The 23142-nt window shown below is 68.0% G+C and carries 21 protein-coding genes; 18 read left to right on the forward strand and 3 right to left on the reverse strand.

The genetic code is table 11. From position 1 onward, the window contains the following. From ACIBF7_RS07575 to ACIBF7_RS07640, 14 genes are all read left to right on the forward strand, one after another. On the forward strand, window positions 1–552 hold the full coding sequence (locus ACIBF7_RS07575; RefSeq protein ID WP_148036371.1) for an NADH-quinone oxidoreductase subunit B family protein: 552 nt from the start codon (window positions 1–3) through the stop codon (window positions 550–552). Continuing rightward, window positions 549–1253 carry an NADH-quinone oxidoreductase subunit C gene (locus ACIBF7_RS07580; RefSeq protein ID WP_378525358.1) on the forward strand — a complete coding sequence of 235 codons (705 nt, stop codon included), beginning with the start codon at window positions 549–551 and terminating at the stop codon, window positions 1251–1253. The genes ACIBF7_RS07575 and ACIBF7_RS07580 overlap by 4 nt, the downstream gene beginning before the upstream one ends. Beyond that, window positions 1250–2575, forward strand: coding sequence for an NADH-quinone oxidoreductase subunit D (locus tag ACIBF7_RS07585; protein ID WP_219544851.1), 1326 nt, complete (start codon window positions 1250–1252; stop codon window positions 2573–2575). Before ACIBF7_RS07580 ends, ACIBF7_RS07585 begins: the two co-directional genes overlap by 4 nt. Continuing rightward, window positions 2572–3228: an NADH-quinone oxidoreductase subunit NuoE gene (nuoE, locus tag ACIBF7_RS07590; RefSeq protein ID WP_148036374.1), complete on the forward strand. Its 657-nt coding sequence runs from the start codon at window positions 2572–2574 to the stop codon at window positions 3226–3228. Before ACIBF7_RS07585 ends, nuoE begins: the two co-directional genes overlap by 4 nt. Next, complete coding sequence (nuoF, locus tag ACIBF7_RS07595; RefSeq protein WP_148036375.1) at window positions 3225–4514, forward strand: NADH-quinone oxidoreductase subunit NuoF; 1290 nt, start codon at window positions 3225–3227, stop codon at window positions 4512–4514. The genes nuoE and nuoF overlap by 4 nt, the downstream gene beginning before the upstream one ends. Then, complete coding sequence (locus ACIBF7_RS07600; RefSeq protein ID WP_148036376.1) at window positions 4511–6895, forward strand: NADH-quinone oxidoreductase subunit G; 2385 nt, start codon at window positions 4511–4513, stop codon at window positions 6893–6895. Before nuoF ends, ACIBF7_RS07600 begins: the two co-directional genes overlap by 4 nt. Beyond that, a complete protein-coding gene (gene nuoH / locus ACIBF7_RS07605) occupies window positions 6892–8208 on the forward strand; it encodes an NADH-quinone oxidoreductase subunit NuoH (protein ID WP_271274792.1) in 1317 nt (438 codons plus the stop codon). The genes ACIBF7_RS07600 and nuoH overlap by 4 nt, the downstream gene beginning before the upstream one ends. Then, window positions 8195–8710, forward strand: a complete 516-nt coding sequence (gene nuoI, locus ACIBF7_RS07610; RefSeq protein ID WP_148036378.1) for an NADH-quinone oxidoreductase subunit NuoI — start codon at window positions 8195–8197, stop codon at window positions 8708–8710. Before nuoH ends, nuoI begins: the two co-directional genes overlap by 14 nt. Then, window positions 8703–9461, forward strand: a complete 759-nt coding sequence (locus ACIBF7_RS07615) for an NADH-quinone oxidoreductase subunit J (RefSeq protein ID WP_148036379.1) — start codon at window positions 8703–8705, stop codon at window positions 9459–9461. Before nuoI ends, ACIBF7_RS07615 begins: the two co-directional genes overlap by 8 nt. Further along, window positions 9458–9754, forward strand: a complete 297-nt coding sequence (gene nuoK / locus ACIBF7_RS07620) for an NADH-quinone oxidoreductase subunit NuoK (protein ID WP_148036380.1) — start codon at window positions 9458–9460, stop codon at window positions 9752–9754. The genes ACIBF7_RS07615 and nuoK overlap by 4 nt, the downstream gene beginning before the upstream one ends. 70 nt (window positions 9755–9824) lie before the next feature. After that, a complete protein-coding gene (gene nuoL / locus ACIBF7_RS07625) occupies window positions 9825–11663 on the forward strand; it encodes an NADH-quinone oxidoreductase subunit L (RefSeq protein WP_271274868.1) in 1839 nt (612 codons plus the stop codon). Then, window positions 11663–13228: an NADH-quinone oxidoreductase subunit M gene (locus ACIBF7_RS07630; protein WP_148036381.1), complete on the forward strand. Its 1566-nt coding sequence runs from the start codon at window positions 11663–11665 to the stop codon at window positions 13226–13228. Before nuoL ends, ACIBF7_RS07630 begins: the two co-directional genes overlap by 1 nt. After that, entirely contained in the window at window positions 13225–14811 is a 1587-nt protein-coding gene (gene nuoN / locus ACIBF7_RS07635; protein WP_148036382.1) for an NADH-quinone oxidoreductase subunit NuoN, read from the forward strand. Before ACIBF7_RS07630 ends, nuoN begins: the two co-directional genes overlap by 4 nt. Before the next feature lie 10 nt (window positions 14812–14821). Then, the gene (locus ACIBF7_RS07640) at window positions 14822–15811 is read left to right on the forward strand and encodes a polyprenyl synthetase family protein (RefSeq protein WP_397196654.1); all 990 of its coding nucleotides are present in this window, start codon (window positions 14822–14824) and stop codon (window positions 15809–15811) included. On the opposite strand, the gene rarD is transcribed toward ACIBF7_RS07640, so the two are convergent. After that, entirely contained in the window at window positions 15779–16666 is an 888-nt protein-coding gene (gene rarD, locus ACIBF7_RS07645; protein ID WP_397196655.1) for an EamA family transporter RarD, read from the reverse strand. The genes ACIBF7_RS07640 and rarD overlap by 33 nt on opposite strands. Window positions 16667–16816: 150 nt before the next feature. On the opposite strand from rarD, the gene msrA reads away from it, so the two are divergent. Beyond that, on the forward strand, window positions 16817–17476 hold the full coding sequence (gene msrA / locus ACIBF7_RS07650; protein WP_397196656.1) for a peptide-methionine (S)-S-oxide reductase MsrA: 660 nt from the start codon (window positions 16817–16819) through the stop codon (window positions 17474–17476). A gap of 559 nt (window positions 17477–18035) precedes the next feature. Next, window positions 18036–18740, forward strand: a complete 705-nt coding sequence (locus ACIBF7_RS07655; RefSeq protein ID WP_397196657.1) for an HNH endonuclease — start codon at window positions 18036–18038, stop codon at window positions 18738–18740. Between the two features lie 373 nt (window positions 18741–19113). Here the strand turns inward: ACIBF7_RS07655 and ACIBF7_RS07660 are convergent, their stop codons facing one another. Beyond that, window positions 19114–19434 (reverse strand): hypothetical protein, encoded by a 321-nt coding sequence (locus ACIBF7_RS07660; RefSeq protein ID WP_397196658.1) that lies wholly within the window; start codon window positions 19432–19434, stop codon window positions 19114–19116. Between the two features lie 114 nt (window positions 19435–19548). Between ACIBF7_RS07660 and ACIBF7_RS07665 the strand changes: the two genes are divergently transcribed. After that, window positions 19549–20790 carry a helix-turn-helix domain-containing protein gene (locus tag ACIBF7_RS07665; protein WP_397196659.1) on the forward strand — a complete coding sequence of 414 codons (1242 nt, stop codon included), beginning with the start codon at window positions 19549–19551 and terminating at the stop codon, window positions 20788–20790. A 7-nt stretch (window positions 20791–20797) separates the two neighbouring features. Further along, the gene (locus ACIBF7_RS07670) at window positions 20798–21274 is read left to right on the forward strand and encodes a hypothetical protein (RefSeq protein WP_397196660.1); all 477 of its coding nucleotides are present in this window, start codon (window positions 20798–20800) and stop codon (window positions 21272–21274) included. Between the two features lie 6 nt (window positions 21275–21280). Here the strand turns inward: ACIBF7_RS07670 and ACIBF7_RS07675 are convergent, their stop codons facing one another. Next, a complete protein-coding gene (locus ACIBF7_RS07675) occupies window positions 21281–22714 on the reverse strand; it encodes a replication initiator (protein ID WP_397196661.1) in 1434 nt (477 codons plus the stop codon). Window positions 22715–23142 lie beyond the last annotated feature (428 nt).

Below are 23142 nucleotides of genomic sequence, written 5' to 3' on the forward strand. Positions count from 1 at the left end.
ATGGGACTCGAAGAGAAACTCCCCAGCGGGTTCATCCTCAGCACGGTCGAGCAGGCCGCCGGCTGGGCACGCAAGAACTCGGTGTGGCCGGCCACGTTCGGCCTCGCCTGCTGCGCCATCGAGCTGATGGCGACCGGCGCCTCCCACTACGACCTCGCGCGCTTCGGCATGGAGCGCGCTTCGGCGACTCCGCGGCAGGCCGACCTGATGATCGTCGCCGGCCGGGTGTCGCAGAAGATGGCGCCGGTGCTGCGGCAGATCTACGACCAGATGGCCGAGCCCAAGTGGGTCATCGCGATGGGCGTGTGCGCCTCCAGCGGCGGCATGTTCAACAACTACGCGATCGTCCAGGGCGTCGACCACGTCGTGCCCGTCGACATCTACCTGCCGGGCTGCCCGCCGCGGCCGGAGATGCTCATCGACGCGATCGTCAAGCTGCACGACAAGATCCAGAACATGAAGTTCGGCGCGCACCGCGCCCAGCAGATCGAGGACCTCGAACTGCGGGCGCTCCGTACGCTGCCGCTGATCGACCAGGGGGCGACCAAGTGACTTCGCCCGACAACCTCCCCGAGGTCCCCGACGCGAAGGTGCCCGACGAGGCACAGGCGCCTGAGCCGGTCGAGGCGCCCGTCGTCCGGCGCGGCATGTTCGGCGTCCATGACTCCGGCGACACCTCCGGCTTCGGCGGGCTGGTCGTCCGCCGCCAGCCGCGGCTGTCAACCCCGCGCCCGTACGGGGGCTACTTCGACGAGATCGTCGACGCACTCGGCATGGACGACGCCATCGAGCGCGTGGTCGTCGACCGCGGCGAGCTGACCCTGCACGTCAAGCGGGAGCGGCTGGTCGAGGTGTGCCAGAAGCTCCGCGACGACCCGGAGCTCCGCTTCGAGCTGTCGCTCGGCGTCTCCGGGGTGCACTACCCGCACCTCGATGGCGAGGAGCTGCACTCCCTCATCCACCTGTGCTCGATGACCCACAACCGCCGGGTGCGCGTCGAGACGAGCTGCCCCGACGCCGACCCGCACATCCCGTCGACCGTCGGCGTCTACCCGACCCACGACTGGCACGAGCGCGAGGCGTACGACTTCTTCGGGATCGTCTACGACGGTCACCCCGCGCTGACCCGGATCATGATGCCCGACGACTGGGACGGCCACCCGCAGCGCAAGGACTACCCGCTGGGCGGCATCCCGGTCGAGTACCGCGGCGCCACGATCCCCTCGCCGGATCACAGGAGGTCATACTCATGAGCACCGCCTACGACGAGGCGACAGAAGGCAAGGTCTACTCGGTCACCGGGGGCGACTGGGACGACGTCGTCACCGGCGTCCGCGAGGGCGACGACGAGCGCCTGGTCGTCAACATGGGCCCGCAGCACCCGTCGACCCACGGCGTGCTCCGGCTGGTCCTCACCCTCGACGGCGAGACGGTCACCGAGGCGCGCAGCGTCATCGGCTACCTCCACACCGGCATCGAGAAGAACATGGAGTACCGCACGTGGACCCAGGGGACCACGTTCGTCACTCGCATGGACTACCTGTCGCCGATCTTCAACGAGACGGCCTACTGCCTGAGCGTCGAGAAGCTGCTGGGCATCGAGGACCGGGTGCCCGACCGGGCCCAGGCGATCCGCGTGATGATGATGGAGCTCAACCGCATCTCCTCTCACCTGGTCGCGATGGGCACGTTCGGCATGGAGCTGGGCGCCACCACGCCCTTCCTGTTCGGCTACCGTGACCGCGAGATGGTCATGGACCTGTTCGAGTACATCACCGGCCTGCGCATGAACCACGCCTACGTGCGGCCCGGCGGCGTGAGCGTCGACCTGCCCGCGGGCGCGGTCGACAAGGTCGGCGAGCTCCTCAAGGAGATGCCCAAGCGGATCAAGGACATCCGCAAGCTCCTCGACGAGAACCCCGTCTACCTGCGCCGCACCCAGGACGTGGCCTACCTCGACCTGACCGGCTGCATGGCGCTCGGCATCACCGGGCCGATCCTGCGGGCCTCGGGCCTGCCGTGGGACCTGCGCAAGACGCAGCCCTACTGCGGCTACGAGAACTACGAGTTCGACGTCGCGGTCCAGAAGGGCTGCGACGTGTACTCCCGCTACCTCGTCCGCATGCAGGAGATGGAAGAGTCCCTCAAGATCATCGAGCAGGCCCTGGACCGCATCGCCGGTCCGCTCAAGGGCGACCCGGTGATGATCGAGGACAAGAAGATCGGCTGGCCGGCGCAGCTCGCGCTCGGCCCCGACGGGCTCGGCAACTCGCCCGACCACATCGCGCACATCATGGGCAGCTCGATGGAGGCCCTCATCCACCACTTCAAGCTGGTGACCGAGGGCTTCCGGGTGCCCGCCGGGCAGGCGTACGCGCCGATCGAGTCGCCCAAGGGCGAGCTCGGCGCGCTCGTCGTCAGCGACGGCGGCACCCGCCCCTACCGCGTCCACTTCCGCGAGCCGTCCTTCAACAACCTGCAGGCCATCCCCGCCATGTCGGAGGGCGGGCAGGTCGCAGACGTGATCGCCGCGGTGGCATCAATCGACCCCGTCATGGGAGGTGTGGACCGGTGAGCTACGCACCGGAAGTCCGGGAGCGTCTGGAGAAGGACGCCAAGGAGATCATCGGCCGCTACCCGAAGGCTCGTTCGGCGCTGCTGCCGCTGCTCCACCTCGTGCAGTCGGAAGACGGCTACGTCTCCGACGACGGCCACGAGTTCTGCGCGGAGATCCTCGGCGTCAGCAAGGCCGAGGTCGTCGGCGTGTCGACGTTCTACACGATGTACAAGCGCAAGCCGGCCGGCGACTACCACGTCGGCGTGTGCATCAACGCGCTCTGCGCCGTCATGGGCGGCGACGAGATCTGGGAGCAACTGACCGAGCACACCGGCATCGGCCACGACGAGACCACCCCTGACGGCAAGGTCTCGCTGGAGCGCCTGGAGTGCAACGCGGCCTGCGACTTCGCCCCGGTCATGATGGTCAACTGGGAGTTCTTCGACAACCAGACCCCCGAGTCGGCCAAGCAGCTCGTCGACGACCTGCGCGACGGCAAGGACATCCGCCCGACCCGCGGGCCGAAGCGGCTGTGCTCGTTCAAGGAGGCCTCGCGCGTGCTGGCCGGGCTGCCCGACGACCAGGCGGGCGAAGGCCCCTCGGCCGCCGGCGCCTCGCTGGAAGGCCTGAAGGTCGCCAAGGCCAACGGATGGAAGGCCCCAGAGGCATGAGTACTACCCTTACTCCGGTCCTGACCGCGAGCTGGGACAGGCCCGACTCCTTCACCATCGACGGCTACGGCCCGTACGAGGCCGCCAAGAAGGCGCTGGGCATGGACCCCGACGCCGTCATCCAGGCCGTCAAGGACTCGGGTCTGCGCGGCCGCGGCGGCGCGGGCTTCCCCACCGGCATGAAGTGGGGTTTCATCCCGCAGGGCGACGGCAAGCCCCACTATCTCGTCGTCAACGCCGACGAGTCGGAGCCGGGCACCTGCAAGGACATCCCGCTGATGATGGCCAACCCGCACTCGCTCATCGAGGGCGTCATCATCACCTCGTACGCGATCCGGGCCAACCACGCCTTCATCTACGTGCGGGGCGAGGTGCTGCACGTGATCAGGCGGCTGCACGCGGCCGTGCGCGAGGCGTACGAGAAGGGTTATCTCGGCACCGACGTCTTCGGCTCCGGCTACGACCTGGAGCTCGTCGTGCACAGCGGCGCGGGCGCCTACATCTGCGGCGAGGAGACCGCGCTGCTCGACTCGCTGGAGGGCTTCAGGGGTCAACCGCGTCTCAAGCCTCCGTTCCCGGCGGTGGCGGGGCTGTACGCCTCGCCGACTGTTGTGAACAACGTGGAGTCTGTGGCGAGTGTTCCCAGCATCATCGCCAACGGCGCCGACTGGTTCGCCTCCATGGGCACCGAGAAGTCCAAGGGCTTCGGCATCTTCTCGCTGAGCGGCCACGTCACGCGGCCCGGCCAGTTCGAGGCGCCGCTCGGCATCACGCTGCGCGAACTGCTCGACATGGCGGGCGGCATCCGCGAGGGGCACCGGATCAAGTTCTGGACCCCCGGCGGCTCGTCCACGCCGATCTTCACCGACGAGCACCTCGACGTCCCGCTGGACTTCGAGGCCGTCGGCGCGAAGGGCTCCATGCTCGGCACCCGCGCGCTGCAGATCTTCGACGAGACCACCTGCGTGGTCCGCACCGTGCTGCGCTGGACGGAGTTCTACGCCCACGAGTCGTGCGGCAAGTGCACGCCGTGCCGCGAGGGCACCTACTGGCTCAAGCAGGTGCTCAAGCGCCTGGAGGCCGGCCAGGGCACCGAGGAGGACCTGTCCACGATCACCGACATCGCGGACAACATCCTCGGCCGCTCGTTCTGCGCGCTCGGCGACGGCGCGACCAGCCCGATCCACTCGTCTGTGAAGTACTTCCGCGAGGAGTACCTCAAGCACTTCGAGGTCGGCGGCTGCCCGTTCGACCCGAAGAAGTCCACTCTGTGGGGTGACCGGTGACCACGACCGCTGTAGAGACCAACCTGGTGACCTGCACGATCGACGGGTTCCAGATCAGCGTCCCCAAGGGCACGCTGATCATCCGGGCGGCCGAGCTGCTGGGCATCCAGATCCCCAGGTTCTGCGACCACCCGCTGCTCGACCCGGCGGCCAACTGCCGTCAGTGCCTGGTCGACATCCCCGACGCCGGCAACGGCCGCGGCTTCCCGAAGCCGCAGCCGTCCTGCGCGATCGAGGTCGCCCAGGGCATGGTGGTGCAGACCCAGCTCACCTCGCCGGTCGCCGAGAAGGCGCAGCGCGGGGCGATGGAGTTCCTGCTCATCAACCACCCGCTCGACTGCCCGATGTGCGACAAGGGCGGCGAGTGCCCGCTGCAGAACCAGGCCATGTCCAACGGCCAGGGCGAGTCCCGCTTCCAGGAGAAGAAGCGGACCTTCGCCAAGCCGCTGCCGCTCTCGACCCAGGTGCTGCTCGACCGCGAGCGCTGCATCCAGTGCGCGCGCTGCATCCGGTTCTCCGACCAGATCGCCGGCGACCCGTTCATCGACTTCTTCGAGCGGGGCGCCAAGGAGCAGGTCGGCGTGGCCGACGGCGAGCCGTTCCAGTCCTACTTCTCCGGCAACACGGTGCAGATCTGCCCGGTGGGCGCGCTGACCGGCGCCGCCTACCGGTTCCGGGCCCGCCCGTTCGACCTGGTGTCCACGCCGAGCGCGTGCGAACACTGCGCCTCCGGCTGCGCGCAGCGCACCGACCACCGGCGCGGCAAGGTCACCCGCCGCCTGGCGGGCAACGACCCGCAGGTCAACGAGGAGTGGAACTGCGACAAGGGCCGCTGGGCGTTCACCTACGCCACCCAGCCCGACCGGCTCCGGACGCCGCTGGTCCGCGACGAGGAGGGCGTGCTCGTGCCCACCTCGTGGCCGGAGGCGCTGAGCGTGGCCGCGCAGGGCCTGGCCGCCGCCCGCGGCAAGGCGGGCGTGCTGCTCGGCGGCCGGCTCACGGTCGAGGACGCCTACGCCTACGCCAAGTTCGCCCGCATCGCGCTCGGCAGCAACGACATCGACTTCCGTGCCCGGCCGCACTCCGCCGAGGAGGCCCGCTTCCTCGCGCACGCGGTCGCCGGCACCGGTATCGAGATCTCCTTCACCGACCTGGAGAACGCGCCCGCCGTGGTGCTCGCCGGGTTCGAGCCCGAGGAGGAGTCGCCGAGCGTCTTCCTGCGGCTGCGCAAGGCGTGGCGCAAGCGGGGGCTCCCGGTCACCTCGATCGCCCCGTTCGCCACCAAGAGCCTGGCCAAGATGGGCGGCACGCTCGTCCGCACCGCTCCCGGCGGCGAGGCCGACGCGCTCGGCGAGCTCGCCGGCACGCTGGCCGAGGGCACGATCGTGCTGGCCGGCGAGCGGCTGGCCACGGTCCCCGGCGCGCTGTCCGCCCTGGTGCGGCTGGCCGCCTCGGGGGCCAGGGTCGCCTGGATCCCGCGCCGGGCCGGTGAGCGCGGCGCCGTCGAGGCGGGCGCGCTGCCCAACCTGCTGCCGATCGGCCGGCCGGTCGAGGACGCCACCGCCAGGGCCGAGGTCGCCAGGGCGTGGGGCGTCGCCTCGCTGCCGGAGACGCCGGGCCTCGACACCTCGGGCATCCTCGCCGCCGCCCGTGACGGCGAGCTCGACGCCCTGGTCGTGGCCGGGGTCGACCCGTACGACCTGCCGGACCCGGCGCTGGCGCTGGAGGCGCTGGAGCGGATGCCGTTCATCGTCAGCCTGGAGATCCGCGCGAGCGCGGTCACCGACCGGGCGGACGTGGTGCTGCCGGTCGCCGCCGTCCAGGAGAAGGCCGGCACGTTCGTCAACTGGGAAGGCAGGGGTCGCTCGTTCGAGGCGCCGATCAAGGTGCCCGGCATGCAGAGCGACCTGGCCGTGATCGGCAACCTCGCCGACCGGATGGACGTCCACCTGGGGCTGCCCGACGCGCAGGCCGCCCGCCGCGAGCTGACGTCGATCGGCGCCTGGCGCGGCGACCGCGTCGCCGCCCCGTCCGTCGCCACCCGCGCCCTGCCCGCGCCCGCCGCGGGCCAGGCCCTGCTGGCGACCTGGCACCTGCTGCTCGACGACGGCCGTCTGCAGGACGGCGAGCCGTACCTCGCGGGCACCGCCCGCGCGGCCGAGGCGCTGGTCTCGGCGAGCACGGCGGCGGAGATCGGCGTCGCCGACGGTGACAAGGTCGTCGTCGGCGGGGCCGGCCCCACCGCCGTCACGCTGCCCGTCCGCATCGCCGACCTGCCGGACCGCGTGGTCTGGGTGCCGTCGAACTCGGGCGGCTGCTCGGTCACCCGCGATCTGGGCGCGGTGGCCGGCGACATCGTCACGATCGGGAGCGCCTCATGACCTACGTTCTCGCGGCCGATCCGACCCTTGCCGACTTCGGCAAGGACCCGCTCTGGATCACCATCATCAAGGCCGTGATGCTCTTCGCCTTCATCATGGTCGGCATCCTGCTCGGCGTCTGGTTCGAGCGGAAGCTGATCTCCAGGATGCAGCACCGCTACGGCCCGAACCGCGCGGGCAAGTTCGGCATCCTGCAGTCCGTCGCCGACGGCCTGAAGATGGGGCTCAAGGAGGACCTGACCCCGCGGACGGTGGACAAGGCGCTCTACCTGATGGCCCCGATCATCATGGTGGTGCCGGCCTTCCTGGCCTTCTCCGTCATGCCGTTCGGGCCGATGGTCAACCTGTTCGGCGTGCAGACGCCGCTGCAGCTGCTCGACCTGCCGGTGGCGGTGCTGTTCGTGCTCGCCATGGGCGCCGTGTCGGTCTACGGCGTGGTGCTCGCCGGATGGTCCTCGCGCTCGCCGTACGCGCTGCTCGGCGGTCTGCGCTCGGCGGCCCAGGTGGTCTCGTACGAGATCGCGATGGGCCTGTCGTTCGTGGCCATCTTCCTGTTCGCCGGCACGCTGTCCACCTCGGAGATCGTCGCGGCGCAGCAGCAGACCTGGTTCGCGGTGCTGCTCATCCCGTCGTTCCTGATCTACGTGGTCACCATGTTCGGCGAGGCGGCCCGCATCCCGTTCGACCTGCCCGAGAGTGAGGGTGAGCTGGTCGGCGGCTTCCAGACGGAGTACTCCTCGTCGCTGAAGTTCGCGCTGATCATGATGGGCGAGTACGTCCACACCTTCACCGCCTCCGGCATCGCCGTGACGCTGTTCCTCGGCGGCTGGCGGGCGCCGTTCCCCATCTCGCTGTGGGAGGGCGCCAACGTCGGCTGGTTGCCGGTGCTGTGGTTCATCATCAAGTTCATCCTGGTGTTCTGCTTCATCGTGTGGGTGCGGGCCTCGCTGCCGCGCATCCGCTACGACCAGCTGATGTCGCTCGGCTGGAAGGTGCTGATCCCGGTCAACCTGGCGTGGATCCTGCTCGTCGCCGCCGTGCGCAACGTGATCTTCGTGAACAACGGCACCTTCGACGGCGACATCTACCTCTCCGCGGGGATGGGCGTGATCATCGTGATCGGCGCGCTGGCGATCTGGATGCGGTTCGACACCGTCAACCAACGGCGCAAGGAAGCCAAGAAGGCGGAGGTCGAGGCCGAGTTCGAGGAACTGTCCAAGGAGCCGGCAGCCGGTGGCTTCCCTGTGCCGCCGCTTGATCTGCCGCACTACCACGGGGCGCAGCACAAGGAGATTCCCAGTGGGACTAACTGATTGGCTGAACCCCGTCAAGGGCTTCGGGGTCACCTTCCACACGATGTTCAAGAAGCCCGTCACGACCAACTACCCGGAGGTCAAGAAGCCGACGGCTCCTCGCTTCCACGGTCGCCACCAGCTCAACCGCTGGCCCGACGGCCTGGAGAAGTGCGTGGGGTGCGAGCTGTGCGCCTGGGCGTGTCCGGCCGACGCGATCTACGTCGAAGGCGCGGACAACACCGAGGACGAGCGCTACTCTCCGGGCGAGCGTTACGGGCGCACGTACCAGATCAACTACCTGCGGTGCATCCTCTGCGGGCTGTGCATCGAGGCGTGCCCGACCCGGGCGCTCACGATGACGAACGAGTACGAACTCGCCGACGGCAGCCGTGAGGCACTGATCTTCACCAAGGAGATGCTCCTGGCCCCGCTCACGCAGGGCATGGAGCAGCCGCCGCACCCGATGCGCCTGGGCGAGACGGAAGAGGACTACTACCGGCTGGGACGGACCAATGGGTGAGACCATCACTTTCTGGGTGCTCGCCGTCGTGTCCGTCGGCGCGGCTCTCGGCGTGGTCTTCAACCGGAAGGCCGTCTACTCGGCGCTGATGCTCGGCACCGTGATGCTCTGCCTGGCGGTCCTGTACGCGGTGCAGGAAGCGCCGTTCCTGGCCGCGGTGCAGATCATCGTCTACACCGGCGCCGTCATGATGCTGTTCCTGTTCACGCTCATGCTGGTCGGGGTCGACACCTCCGACTCGCTGGTCGAGACACTGCGGGGACAGCGGTTCTGGGCGATCATCGCCGGGATCGGCTTCGCCGGGCTGATCGTGCTGGCCCTCGGCAACGCGGTCTTCAGCTCGCAGGCGGGGCTCGCCGCCGCCACCGCGCAGGGCGGATACATCCGCTCGATCGCGCTGCTGCTGTTCACCAAGTACGTGTTCGCGTTCGAGGTCACCTCGGCGCTGCTCATCACCGCCGCGCTCGCCGCGATGGTGCTGGCGCACCGCGAGCGGGTCGCCAAGAAGGCCACGCAGAAGGACCTGTCCAAGGCGCGCTTCCTCGGCGACCGGCCGACGCCGCTGCCGGGGCCCGGCACGTACGCCAGGAACAACGCGGTCGACATGCCGGCGCTGCTGCCCGACGGCTCGGTCTCCGAGGAGTCGGTCAACCCGTACATCGCCCGCTACGACGTCGAGCAGGACCGGCTGCCTAAGGACCCGAAGTTCGCCGAGGCCATCCGGCAACGGGCCGAGGAGGAGTCCGAGTGACCACGAATTACCTCATCCTGTCGGGCCTGCTGTTCTCGATCGGCGCGGTCGGCGTGCTGATCCGGCGCAACGCGATCGTGGTGTTCATGTGCATTGAGCTCATGCTCAACGCCTGCAACCTCGCCTTCGTCACGTTCGCGAGGCAGGTCGGCAACCTGGAAGGCCAGATCGTCGCGTTCTTCGTGATGGTGGTGGCCGCGGCCGAGGTCGTGGTCGGCCTGGCCATCATCGTGACGATCTTCCGAACCCGCAGGTCCGCGTCCGTCGACGACGCGAACCTGCTGAAGTACTAAGAGGTGACTGGTGGATCCCGTTGAGATCATCCAGCACACCACCGGTGGCGTGATCGGGCTGTCCTGGCTGATGATCGCCTTCCCCTTGGTGGGGGCGACCATCCTGCTGGTGTTCAACCGCTACACCAACCGGTGGGGCCATCTGCTGGGCGTGGCCATGTCCCTCGCCTCGTTCGTCGTGGCGGTGCTGGCGTTCGTCGAACTGCTCGGGCTCCCCGAGGCGCAGCGCCGCCAGGCGGTGCACCTGTGGGAGTTCATCCCGGGCATGGTGGACATGGGGTTGCTCATCGACCCCCTGTCGATCGCTTTCGCGCTGCTGATCACCGGTGTCGGATCGCTGATCCACATCTACTCGATCGGCTACATGTCGCACGACCCAGACCGGCGCAGGTTTTTCGCCTACCTGAACCTGTTCGTCGCGGCCATGCTCCTGCTGGTGCTGGCCGACAACTATGTCGGCCTGTTCATCGGCTGGGAGGGCGTCGGCCTGGCGTCCTACCTGCTGATCGGGTTCTGGCAGTTCAAGCCGTCGGCCGCGGTCGCGGCCAAGAAGGCGTTCGTGGTCAACCGCGTGGGTGACTTCGGGCTGCTGGTCGGCATGTTCCTGATCTGGACCACGTTCGGCACGCTCGCCTTCGCCGAGCTGAAGCCCATCACGGCGGAGAACCCGACCACGCTGGCCATCGGCCTGCTCCTGCTGCTCGGCGCGTGCGGCAAGTCCGCCCAGCTCCCGCTGCAGTCGTGGCTCCTGGACGCGATGGAGGGCCCGACCCCGGTCTCGGCCCTCATCCACGCGGCGACCATGGTCACCGCCGGCGTCTACCTGGTGGTCCGCTCCGGCGCGTTCTTCTTCCCGGAGGGGTCGGGCGCGGCGCTCGCCGTCGCCGTCGTCGGTGCGGCCACGCTGCTGGCCGGTGCGATCATCGGGTGCGCGAAGGACGACATCAAGAAGGGCCTCGCCGGCTCCACGATGTCGCAGATCGGCTACATGATGCTGGGCGCGGGTCTCGGCCCGGTGGGCTACGCCTTCGCCATCGGCCACCTGATCACGCACGGCTTCTTCAAGGCAGACCTGTTCCTCGGCGCCGGCTCGGTCATGCACGGCATGAACGACGAGGTGAACATGCGCAAGTACGGCGGGCTCCGCACGTACATGCCGGTCACCTTCGCCACGTTCTTCATCGGCTACCTGGCGATCATCGGGTTCCCGCTGCTTTCCGGCTACTTCACCAAGGAAGGCATCATCGAGACCGCGGTGCACGCGCAGCCGATCCTCGGCTGGCTGGCCGTGGCCGGCGCCGGCATCACCGGCTTCTACATGTCGCGGATGGTCTTCATGACCTTCTTCGGCGAGAAGCGCTGGGAGAAGGACGCCCACCCGCACGAGTCGCCGACCGTCATGACGGTGCCGCTCATCGTGCTGTCGATCGGGTCGATCTTCCTGGGCGGCTACCTGATCCTGAGCAACCGGCTCATGGACTGGCTGGCCCCCGCGGTCGGCGCTCCCGCTGCGAGGCCGGAGTTCCACTTCACCAGCACCACCGGCCTCGCCACGCTGGCGCTGGTCGCGGTCGGCGCGGCGTTCGCCTGGTACAAGTACGGGCGCGCCGAGGTGCCCGCCGTGCAGCCGCGCGGCTCGTTCCTCACCACGTTCGCCCGGCGCGACCTGTACGGTGACGCGATCAACGAGTCGCTGATCATGCGTCCCGGCCAGTGGCTGACCCGCCTCGCGGTGTTCTTCGACAACCGCGGCATCGACGGCGTGGTCAACGGGCTGGCCGCGGGAATCGGCGGCAGCTCCGGGCGCCTGCGCAGGCTCCAGACGGGCTTCGCCAGAACCTACGCGCTGTCCATCCTGTTCGGTGCCGCCATCCTGACCGGCGCCCTGCTCCTCGTAGGGAACATCTGATGTCGTCACTCTGGCTCCCGATACTCATGGCGGTGCCCGTCCTGGGCGCCATCGTGGTGGCCCTGCTCCCGAAGGGCAGCACCACCCTGGCCAAGCAGGTCACGCTGCTGGTCTCCCTGGTGGTGCTGGCCCTGACGCTGGTGATGGCGTTCCAGTTCCCGAACGCCGCCGGTGAGCGCTTCAAGTTCGAGGCCACGTACGACTGGATCCCGAGCTTCGGGGTGCACTTCGGCGTCGGCGTCGACGGCATCGCGCTGGTGCTGATCGCGCTGTCGGCGGTGCTGGTGCCGATCGTGGTGCTGGCCTCCTGGCACGACGCCGACGGGGTCAAGGCCGCCGACGGCACCGTGGTCGCGCCCAAGCGCTCGGTGAAGACGTACTTCTCGCTGCTGCTCGTGCTCGAGGCGATGATGATCGGCGTCTTCGCGGCGACCGACGTCTTCCTGTTCTACGTCTTCTTCGAAGCCATGCTGATCCCGATGTACTTCATGATCGGGTCGTACGGCGGGGCCCAGCGGTCCTACGCGGCCGTCAAGTTCCTGCTGTACTCGCTCTTCGGCGGCCTGCTCATGCTGGTCGCGGTCATCGGGCTGTACGTGGTCGCGGGCCAGGGGACGTTCATGTTCCCCGAGCTCGTCGGCGCCATCCAGGACCCGGCCACGCAGAAGTGGCTGTTCGCCGGGTTCTTCATCGCCTTCGCCATCAAGGCGCCGCTCTGGCCGGTGCACACCTGGCTGCCCGACGCGGCGGCCCAGGCGCCCGCCGGCGCCGCGGTGCTGCTGGTCGGCGTGCTCGACAAGGTGGGCACGTTCGGCATGCTCCGCTTCTGCCTGGAGCTGTTCCCCGACGCGGCCAAGGCGTTCACCACGCCGATCATCGTGCTCGCGGTCATCAGCATCATCTACGGCGCGATCGTGGCCATCGGGCAGACCGACATGAAGCGGCTCATCGCCTACACGTCGATCTCCCACTTCGGGTTCATCGTCATGGGCGTGTTCGCGATGTCCCAGGTCGCCCAGGCCGGGGCCGCGCTCTACATGGTCAACCACGGCTTCGCGACCGGGGCGCTGTTCCTGGCGGCCGGGTTCCTCATCGCCAGGCGCGGCTCGCCGCACATCGCCGACTACGGCGGCGTCCAGAAGGTCACGCCGGTGCTCGCCGGCTTCTTCCTGGTCGCCGGTCTGGCCGGGCTCTCCCTGCCGGGGCTGTCGTCGTTCGTCAGCGAGTTCATGGTGATGATCGGCACCTACTCCAGCGAGGCGTTCGGCTCCGGCGCGCTGGCCGCGGCGGCGATCGTCTCCGCGCTGGCCGTCATCCTGGCCGCCGTCTACATCCTGTGGATGGTGCAGCGGGCGCTGAACGGCCCCACCGCCGAGCCGGTCAAGGCGTTCAAGGACCTGAACGCCCGCGAGGTGTGGGTCCTGGCGCCGCTCGTCGCGCTGATCATCGGCTTCGGGTTCTTCCCCAAGCCGCTGCTGGACGTGATCAACCCGGCCGTGACCTCCACCCTGGTCAACGTCCAGGTGCACAACCCGGGCGTCGCTGAGAAGGGAGCCGGGCAGTGAACCCGACCATCGAGTTCCCGACGATCGAGTACGCCACGCTGGCGCCGCTGCTGTTGGTCTTCGGCGCGGCGATCCTCGGCGTGCTCGTGGAGGCCTTCGCGCCTCGCTACCTGCGCAAGTCGTTCCAGGTGCCGCTCACCCTGCTCTCCCTGATCGGCGCGTTCGCGCTGGTCATCGTGCAGGTCGTCAGGGGTGACCTGCCGACCGCGCCGGTCGCCATGGGCGCGCTCGCCATCGACGGGCCCACGCTGTTCATCTGGGGCGTCATCCTCGTCCTGTCCGCCGTGTGCGTGCTGCTGATCAACGACGAGGGCCACTTCGTCGCCTCGGCCGCGTCCGTGCCGGGCAGCGCCGACGAGGAGGGGGCCGAGCGGGCCGGCCACGAGCACACCGAGGTCTACCCGCTGGCGCTGTTCGCGGTGGGCGGCATGCTCATGTTCCCCGCCGCGAACGACCTGCTGACGATGTTCGTCGGCCTGGAAGTCATGTCCCTGCCGCTCTACCTGCTGTGCGGCCTGGCCCGCCGGCGCCGCCTGCTGTCGCAGGAGGCGTCGATGAAGTACTTCCTGCTCGGCGCGTTCTCCTCGGCGTTCTTCCTGTACGGCGCCGCCATGGTCTACGGCTACGCCGGCACCGTGTCCTTCGCCGGCATCAGCCAGGCGATGGCGCAGGGCGCGCTGCTCGACCCGCTGCTGCTGCTCGGGTTCTCGCTGCTCGGCGTCGGCCTGCTGTTCAAGATCGGTGCGGCCCCGTTCCAGGCGTGGAAGCCGGACGTCTACCAGGGCGCGCCGACGCCGATCACCGCGCTCATGGCCTCCGGCACGCTCGTTTCGGCCGTCGGCGCCCTGCTGCGGGTGTTCTGGGTCGGTCTGGGCAACCTCGACTGGAACTGGCGTCCGGTGCTGTGGGTCGTCGCCGCGCTGACGATGATGGTCGGCGCCGTGATCGCCATCACGCAGACCGACATCAAGCGGATGCTCGCCTACTCCTCCATCGCGCACGCCGGCTTCCTGCTGGTGGGCGTGCTGGCGACGTACGACACCGGGGCGGGCAACGCCGTCTCGCTGCAGGCGATCCTGTTCTACCTGCTGGTGTACGGCGTCGCGACCGTGGGCGCGTTCGCCATCGTCACGCTCGTGCGCGACCCCGGCGGCGAGGCCAACCACCTGTCGCGCTGGGCGGGCCTGGGCAAGCGGGCGCCGATCCTGTCCGGGGTGTTCGCCTTCTTCCTGCTGGCCTTCGCCGGGATCCCGCTCACCAGCGGGTTCTTCGGCAAGTACGCGCTGTTCACGGCGGCCATCGGGAGCGGCCAGGAGGCCGGCGACTCGCTGGGCGCCTGGATGACCGGGCTGGTCGTGGTGGGCGTCATCGCCTCGGCGATCGCGGCGTTCTTCTACGTCCGCGTGATCGTGCTGATGTTCTTCAACGAGCCGGCGGCCGACGGCCCGGCCATCGCGGTGCCGAGTACGGGCACTGTGACCGTCATCACGCTCTCGCTGCTGGTTACCGTAGGAGTCGGGGTGTTCCCGGAGCCCGTGCTCCAGCTCGCCAACACGGCTGCTTCCAGCCTTTTCATTAGATAAGGGGAAACATATGTCCGCGCCTCCCGTTGTTGACCTTCCTATCGAAGACGAGCGGCTGGCGCAGGACGTGGCCAATGGTCTGGCCGCGGTCGAGAAGCTGCTGCGCTCGTCGGTGGAGAGCGAGGACGCCTTCGTCACGGAGGCGTCCAAGCACCTCATCGAGGCCGGCGGCAAGCGCTTCCGCACGTTGATGGTGCTGCTGGCCGCGCAGTTCGGCGACCCGTCGGCGCCGGGCGTGGTGCCCGGCGCCGTGGTCATCGAGCTGACCCACCTCGGCTCGCTCTACCACGACGACGTCATGGACGAGGCGCGGGTGCGCCGCGGCTCGCCGTCGGCCAACGCGCGGTGGGACAACACCGTGGCGATCCTGACCGGCGACTACCTGTTCGCCCAGGCCTCCGACCTGCTCGCCGACCTCGGGCCCGAGCTGATCAGGATCCAGGCGCAGACGTTCTCCCGCCTGGTGCGCGGGCAGATCCGCGAGACCGTCGGGGCCCGCGCGGGCGACGACGCGGTCGCCCACTACATCCAGGTGCTCGGCGACAAGACCGGCTCGCTCATCGCGGCGGCCGGCCGGTTCGGCGCGCTGCTGTCGGGCGCGCCGGCGGACGTCGAGGAGCGGCTCAGCCGGGCCTGCGAGGCCATCGGGGTGGCGTGGCAGCTCGGCGACGACCTGCTGGACGTGGCCTCGTCCTCCCGGCAGTCGGGCAAGACGCCCGGCACCGACCTGCGCGAGGGCATCAGGACCCTGCCGGTGCTCTACGTGCTGGCCGACGACCCGTCGTCGCGGCTGGGGGAGCTGCTCTCCGGGCCGGTGGCGGAGGACGACCTGGACGAGGCGCTGACGCTGCTGCGGGCCCACCCGGCGATGGCGCGGGCCCGGGGCGACCTGGACGCCTGGGTGGACCGGGCTCGGGCCGACATCAGCGGCCTTCCCGACATCCCGGCCAAGTCCGCATTTTTGACGCTATGTGACTACGTGGTCGAGCGGTCTGGCTGACCTGCTGATGCGGGCGGCCCGCGCCGCCCGCAGGCTGTCGTACGTGAAGATCGCCAGCGCCAGCCAGACGATCGAGAACCCGATCCACCGGCTCGGCGGCATCGTCTCCTTCGCGATCAGCACCCCACACAGGAACTGCAGCACCGGCGCGATGTACTGCAGCAGCCCGATCGTGCTGAGCGGCACCCTGATGGCCGAGGCGGTGAAACACAGCAGCGGCACCGCCGTGATCACCCCCGCGCCGACCATCAGCACCACGTGCCACGGCCCCAGGTCCACGAACGTCCCCTGCCCCGCGGCCTCCAGGAACCCGATGTACGCGACCGCGGGCACCAGCAGCAGCAGCGTCTCCACCGTCAGGCTCTCGGCCGCGCCCACGTTCGCCTGCTTCTTGATCAGCCCGTACAGACCGAACGAGAAGGCGAGCACCAGCGCCAGATACGGCAGCCTGCCGTAGTTCGTCGTCAGCACGATCACGGCCAGCGCGCCGAACCCCACCGCCGTCCACTGCAGCGGCCGCAGCCGCTCCCGCAGCAGCACCACCCCGAACAGCACGCTCACCAGCGGGTTGATGAAGTATCCGAGCGCGGCCTCCACCACGTGACCGGTGTTGACCGCGTAGATGTAGGTCCCCCAGTTGACCGTGATGATCAGCGCGGCCAGGGCCAGCAGGGCGAGCTTGCGCGGCTGCCGGACGATCTCCTTGATCCACGACCAGTACCTGCGCACGGCCAGCACCGCGACCACGGTGATCAGCGACCACACCATCCGGTGGGCCAGGATCTCGACGGCCCCGGCGGGCTTGAGCAGCGGCCAGTAGAGGGGGAACAGACCCCACATCGCATACGCGGCCACGCCATACAAGACACCGCGCCGTAGTTCAGGCATGAAACACATCTTCGGGCATGACTACCTTTGAGCACAAATGCGAGGATCTTCACGGAAATATGTAGCGATGGTTAACCGTTGCAGCCTCTGTACAGTGGACTGCGGAGGTGCATTCTGATGGGCTGGCTGTTCGGAACCAAGGCGACCATGGTCACTCCCGACGAGGCCCTGACGGGCCGGCAGGAGCCGATCCCCGTCCCGGCCCGCCACGCGGTCCTGGACGCCCCCCTCGCCCCGCCCTACCCCGACGGCTACGAGATCGCCGACTTCGGCCTCGGCTGCTTCTGGGGCGCCGAGCGCAAGTTCTGGCAGACCCCCGGCGTCTACACCACCGCCGCCGGCTACCAGGGCGGCTACACGCCCAACCCCACGTACGAAGAGGTCTGCTCCGGGCGCACCGGACACACCGAGGTCGTCCGGGTCGTCTACAACCCGGCCGAGATCTCGTACGAGCAGCTTCTCAAGGTCTTCTGGGAGTCCCACGACCCGACGCAGGGCATGCGCCAGGGCAACGACGTCGGCACCCAGTACCGCTCGGCGATCTACTACCACGGGCCGTCGCAGCAGGCGGCCGCGGAGGCTTCGCGGGACGCGTACGGGAAGGTGCTGGCCCAGGCGGGGTACGGGGGGATCACGACGGAACTGGCACCGGCGAAGCCGTTCTACTTCGCCGAGGATTATCACCAGCAGTATCTTCACCGCAACAAAAACGGCTACTGCGGGATTGGAGGGACCGGGGTCGCTTGCCCGGTGGGCGTCGCGCCTGCTGGCGAGTGAACCAGGCTGTCTTCAACGAGGTCTGTGTGCTCTGGGCGGAGCACATGGGCCTGCCGTTCCCCGACGACCTGCGCGGCGTGGACATCTACGAGCAACCGGTCGCGTACCTGGACTTCTGCATGGCAGGCCCTTTGACCAGCTACGTTGGAAGCCAGAGGGGTGTGTTGGACGCTGATCAGCTTCGAGTTGTGAAGGAGTCCGCGCGTGATCTGCGGGCGCTCCTTCCGCGTCTACGACGTCGCGAAGGCCGAACGTACGTCGCTCGGTTGGTCCGAATCGGCGAGCTGATCGTCGGTGATGTCCAGGGAAGTTCTGGCCGCCGTAAGTAGTCTTGGCGACAATCTTCTCTACAAGGTCAAGGGCGGCGCCGCCTGCAGCGGCCCGCCGCGCGTCGGGCGGTTGCTGGCCACGCTGCGGCCTGGGGGCCGGTCGCGGCCAGCACCGCCCACGCGCCTCTGTCCGCGTGTGATCTGCCAGCAGTGACCCTGTCCCAGATCGGCCGTACAGAAGTGGCCGCCGTTCCCCTGATGGTGTCAGTGGGAATCGTTAGCATGGCTTCATGACCGCAGGACGGCCTGCTATCCCCAGTGAGCTTAGACGCCGTGTCCTTATTGAGGCGGGACATCGATGTGCGATCCCGACTTGTCGAGCCACGCCAGTCGAGATAGCGCATATCATTCCATGGTCAAAGGTCAAGAAGCACGAGTTTAAGAATCTTATTGCTTTATGCCCCACCTGTCATGCGCGTTATGATGATCCACATAATCCGCTTGACCGGAAGGCTATGCGGCAGTACAAGGTCAATCTCAATCCACTGCTTTCCAGTACCTTTGGTGCTGCGGCTGATTGCGTTTCCCTCATCGCTGCTTATCAGGATTTTCGGACAGCCTTCGGTATTTGGGTGCGAGGCGAGTTGGAGTTCGCAGCAGCGAAGGCCAGGGTGAGGTCTGCTGCGGCGAACATCGCCGTCCAAGACCAACTAGATAGTGGGCCATTCGCAGACGCGCTGTGCGCGCTGCTGGACTTCCAGGCGGCGTGGGGGAGGGAAGCGGAGGTCTCTGAGATCGCGGGAGCCATACTCATGCATTTCGCTGAGTGGTCCGATGACGTCAGGGCAGCTCTTTGCCCCATGCCTGTGGAATTAGCGCACCGCGATATTACGGAAGAGCTTGCCGAGGTGTCGTCCCGCTTGCATCTGATGGTCTGCGAAGAGGCTGGTATCTTGGCTAGCGAAGAGTCGCCTGCGCAGAATTTGGCATGGTGATGCCGAGGTTCTTGTTGAATTCCTGTATTGGCTCAATGGCCTTATCTTGCTATATGCGAATACCTTGCCTAAACGGATCTAGATTCCTTTCTGTTGGTGAAGTTGAGCTGCCGCCCCGCTTCCGGTGCTCGGGCCTGACGGCCCTGCGCTCCGGGTCGGGTTGCCATCGAACTACTTGCCTACCGCTGGTTGCCGTGACTTCTGCTGCCTGATCTCGGCGTGTGATTCCCGGCTAGCTCCTCCAAGGTCTCTCCGCAACGCACGTTGGAGAGGCCGCTGTTCTTGGGTACGAAGTTGACTCGCATGGCCACCCAACCTCCAGACATGTCGGTGATCTGCCAGCCGGGGAATCTGCTGAGCACTTGCTGCACGGTTAGAGGCACGGCTGCGCTCCGGCGATCAGTGACGAGAGCGGATGCGACATGCGCAGTTGTGTGTAGCGAAGGGCGACTCGGTGGGCGGCGCGGGCCGGCTGGGTGAAGGGGTGTCCTGCGTAGATCGGTCGGTGTATGCGTGGGTTCCAGCCGGTGCGCCACCAGTACGTGCCGTCTGCGCACCAAACGATCAGACCGACCCAGACCGACACCATGGGCGTGCCGAAGTCGTGATGGACGTCGGCAGTGATTCCCTCGTCCGCAAGGGCGGCGGCCAGTTGTTGTGCGGCGATCAACGGGTGGGGCAGCAGTTCGTTCATGTACTGAGCGTTGCCGTCATGAAACCGCAGGTGAACGGCCTAGTACTGCTGGTGGTACGGGTATTCCCGTCACGAATATCGGTACGGCCGAGGTGGGCGGTTTAACCTAGCGTTGTGACCCAGATACCGCCGCAGTTCTGGTCCGGGCCAGTTGTGGCCGCCGCTCTCGCCGAGTGCGATCTACCGGTCATCCTCGAAGAGGTGCGGCGGGCGAACGGTTGGACGCAGGGCCAGTTGGCTGAGGCGGTCGGCTACTCCCAGAGCTGGGTGTCCAAGGTGTTGCGTGGCCGTCAGCCGCTCACCGTGGACCAGGTTCGGGAGATATCCATTCAGATCGGGGTGCCGCTTCATCTACTCCGATTCGGAGCCCGAGGGGATGACGATCCGACGAAGCGCAGAGAGTTCAGCAAGGCGCTGGCGGTGACCGCGCTGGCGGGGGTGGCCCTGCCAAGGCGTCCAGATGTGGACGAGACGACGGCCGCCACGCTGACCAGCATCACCGGCGCTCAGCGTCGGTTGGAGGCCGTCACGCCCGCGCGTGAACTCGCTCGGCCCGCTGTGGCGCAGGTCGATCTCGCGAGCCGTGTTCTCGGCCGCGCGTCGCGGTCTCGGCATGCGAACGAGCTCCGGGCCGGTCTGAGCGAGGCGGCAGGCTTTGCGGCCTGGGTGCATGTCGACATGCAGGACACCGGGTCGGCGCGCCTCTACTACCGCCGGGCGATCGACAGCACGCGGCAGGCCGACAACGCTTTGCTGGCGGCGTACATGATCGGCAGTCTGGCGGCCTTCGAAATCGATGCCGACGATCCGCTGATCGGGCTGAATCTTTTGCGGACGGCGCGGCGGGAGATTGGTGCGCGGCCACCGGCCATCGCTCGCGCGTGGCTGTCGAGCCTCGAAGCGCTCGCTCATGGGACCGCGCGGAATGAGGCGGCGGCGCTTCAAGCGCTGAGCGCGGCTGAGGCTGCGGTACGGGCTGGTGAGAGGGCGGTCGCGCCGCCGTGGCCGTGGGTGTTCCCGTTCGATCAGGCGAAGCTGGCGGGTTATCGCGCCCTGGTGATGGTCCGGCTCAAGAGGCCGGCCGAAGCGGTGGCGGCCTTCAACGAGTCGCTGTCGTCGGCCCAACCTAGTGCAAAGCAGCGGGGTGTGCTCATGACGGAGGTGGCGGCGGCTGAGGCCATGTCGGGGCGTTATGACGAGGCGCTGTATCTGGCGTCCAACGCGCTCAGCGTCGCGACGACGTACGGCTCGGAGCGAGTCCTGCACCGCGTCAAGAAGTTCCGCCGCACGTATGCCGGGCCGTCGTCGGGTGCCCTGCGCTCGTTTGATGAGCGTCTTCACGCGACTCTGATCTAGGGGAACCATGGTTCGCATCGCTGTGTCCGGGCATCGGGGCTTGCCCGAGGAGACCACCGTGCTCATCGACGGGGCCGTACGTAAGGCCCTCGCGGAGTGCCGAACGGGCGTCACCGGGTTGTCCTGCCTGGCGGACGGAGCCGATCAGATCTTCGCTCGTGCGGTGCTCGATCTCGGTGGGGTGCTGGAGGCTGTGATCCCGGCCAAGGAATACCGGGACGGGCTGCCGAGTGAGTGCCATGCTGCATACGACGAGCTGCTGGGCCGGGCGGTCCGCACCCACCGGCTGGACTTCGTGGAGTCCACCTCTGAGTCCCACATGACGGCGAGTGCGCGGATGCTGGACGACGCCGATGTGTTGTTCGCCGTCTGGGACGGGAAGCCCGCCCGAGGCTACGGCGGCACTGCTGACGTGGTGGCCGAGGCTCGACGGCGGGAGGTGCCCGTCCAGGTGATCTGGCCCGAAGGAGCCCAGCGAGATTAGGAGCCTCTAGGCACTAGATACCTGTTCAGTCGGCTGATTAGCCTCTAGGCGCTCTCTAGACCTAGAGGGAGGTCTCTCTAGGTCTAGAGGGAGCGGCTGTCTGTCCTCGCTGGACTGATCTCGGGCGATCTTGCGGGCGGTGGCGATCCGTTGGCGTGCTACCTCCGCCCAGAACGCCTCTCCGTGGCGATGACCGCTTCCGGCATAGTGCCATTCGCTTACCGTCACGGTTGTCTCCGAGGCGGGAGGCGGAGTGCCCTTGATCAGCAAGGCTTGCTCGGCACGAAAGTCGGCGCGGGCCTGTCGTAGGTCTCCGAGTCTGATCGAGTAGTGGCGGGACTTGGTGGAGAAGTGGCCTCCATAGCCAAGCATGTGGGCCCACTGCCGCAGTGGCAGGTGCCGGTACGGCGGCAGGTCGGCGAGGCTGAAACAGGTGTAGATCATCCGGCGGGCATGCTCCGTGGTCTTCAGTCCGGCGATCTCCCATATGTGCCGAATCGGACGATCGACTGTGCCGGCCGACTCAGCACCCTTGGTGGCGTACTTGGCCACGTATCTGGCAACGCGCTGGTCGGTCATGCCGTCCAGTTCGGCCGAGACGTAGACCGGTCGTACATCGAGCTGGTCGCCCCACCGGACGGGCGAGGGCGGTCCGTCCTCTATTCGGACCGCGACCTGACCGACGGTCCGGCGTATGGCCTGGTCGAGCAGGTCGATCGTGATGTGGTCCGGAGGGCGGTCGGCGGGTCCGTTCGGTCCGTCGAGTCTGACGACGGCATGGAAGTGGACCAGGCCGCGAGCCTGATACTCGGCGACCTTGGCATAGGAAAGGCGGACCGTCCGGCGAAGCTCCTTTCGCGTGGTGCCGAGCAGACGGGCCAGGACGCTCGGCATGGTCTTGGTGAACTCTCGCCAGAGCGCGCCCGCGTGAGCGTTCCACAGGACAGCCCCGATGTAGTCGTAGCAGTCCACGCACAAGGGCTGTCCGACCTGGACGTCATCGCGCTCATGACGCAAGCCGCAGCCCTTCGGCCGACCGTGCTCGCAGACGGGACGGTCCCGGCGTGGACGGCATGGGAGTGTCCGGCCTGACTGCTTGCGGTGGGCGTGGACGGCACCGAAGGATGGGGCGGTGAAGGTGACGAACGCGCGGGGATGCTGGCTGACCTCCTCCGGAACGCCCTTGCCGCCGCGTAGGCCAGTGATGATCAGGTGGTACGTGTCGTCCTTGTAGACCGCCGAGCAGGCCGGGCACCTGGACGCGCGCCGGTTGCCGCACGCTGTGAGCAGGAAACCGGTCGGCTCGTCGGCGGTCCGGTAGACGTCGAGGACTTCGCCCGTCCGGCTGTTCAGCGTGTATCTCTCACCGTGCAGCCGGACCGGTTGGGCGCAGCCGCCCGTGGCGTAGACCATCTGTTGCCAGCGGGCGAAGTCGGGCATGGCCGCTCTCTGCATCAAGGCCAGCATCTCGGGTGACAGGTGAGGACCCTCGCTCACGTGGCATCGCTCCCGGACGTGCCATCGGGCGGGGTCCCGCAGGCGACGCATACGCCGAGCACGGTCGCGATGCGCTGCCATTTCTCTTCTGACCAGCGAGGGGATCGGGCGGCTTGCTGCTTGCCCCACTCCTGGGCGGACAGCTCGTTCGGTTGGTTCAGGTGGCCTCCTCGGTTCGTGGGCGGGAGCCACCGCCGTACCCGATCAGCACGACCAGAGGCCGGCGCCGAGGCAGCCCGAGGACAGCCTTCGGCGGCGGTACCAGCAGCGAAGGGACAGGAATGGAGTGCGGCGAGAAGGTGAATGGCGCGCTCTGTGTGGACACCTGCCGTCGGGCCGGGTCTATCCGACGGGTCATCAGTGGTCGTGGA

This window comes from Nonomuraea sp. NPDC050478, from assembly GCF_044458265.1.
Taxonomy (GTDB): Bacteria; Actinomycetota; Actinomycetes; order Streptosporangiales; family Streptosporangiaceae; genus Nonomuraea; species Nonomuraea ferruginea.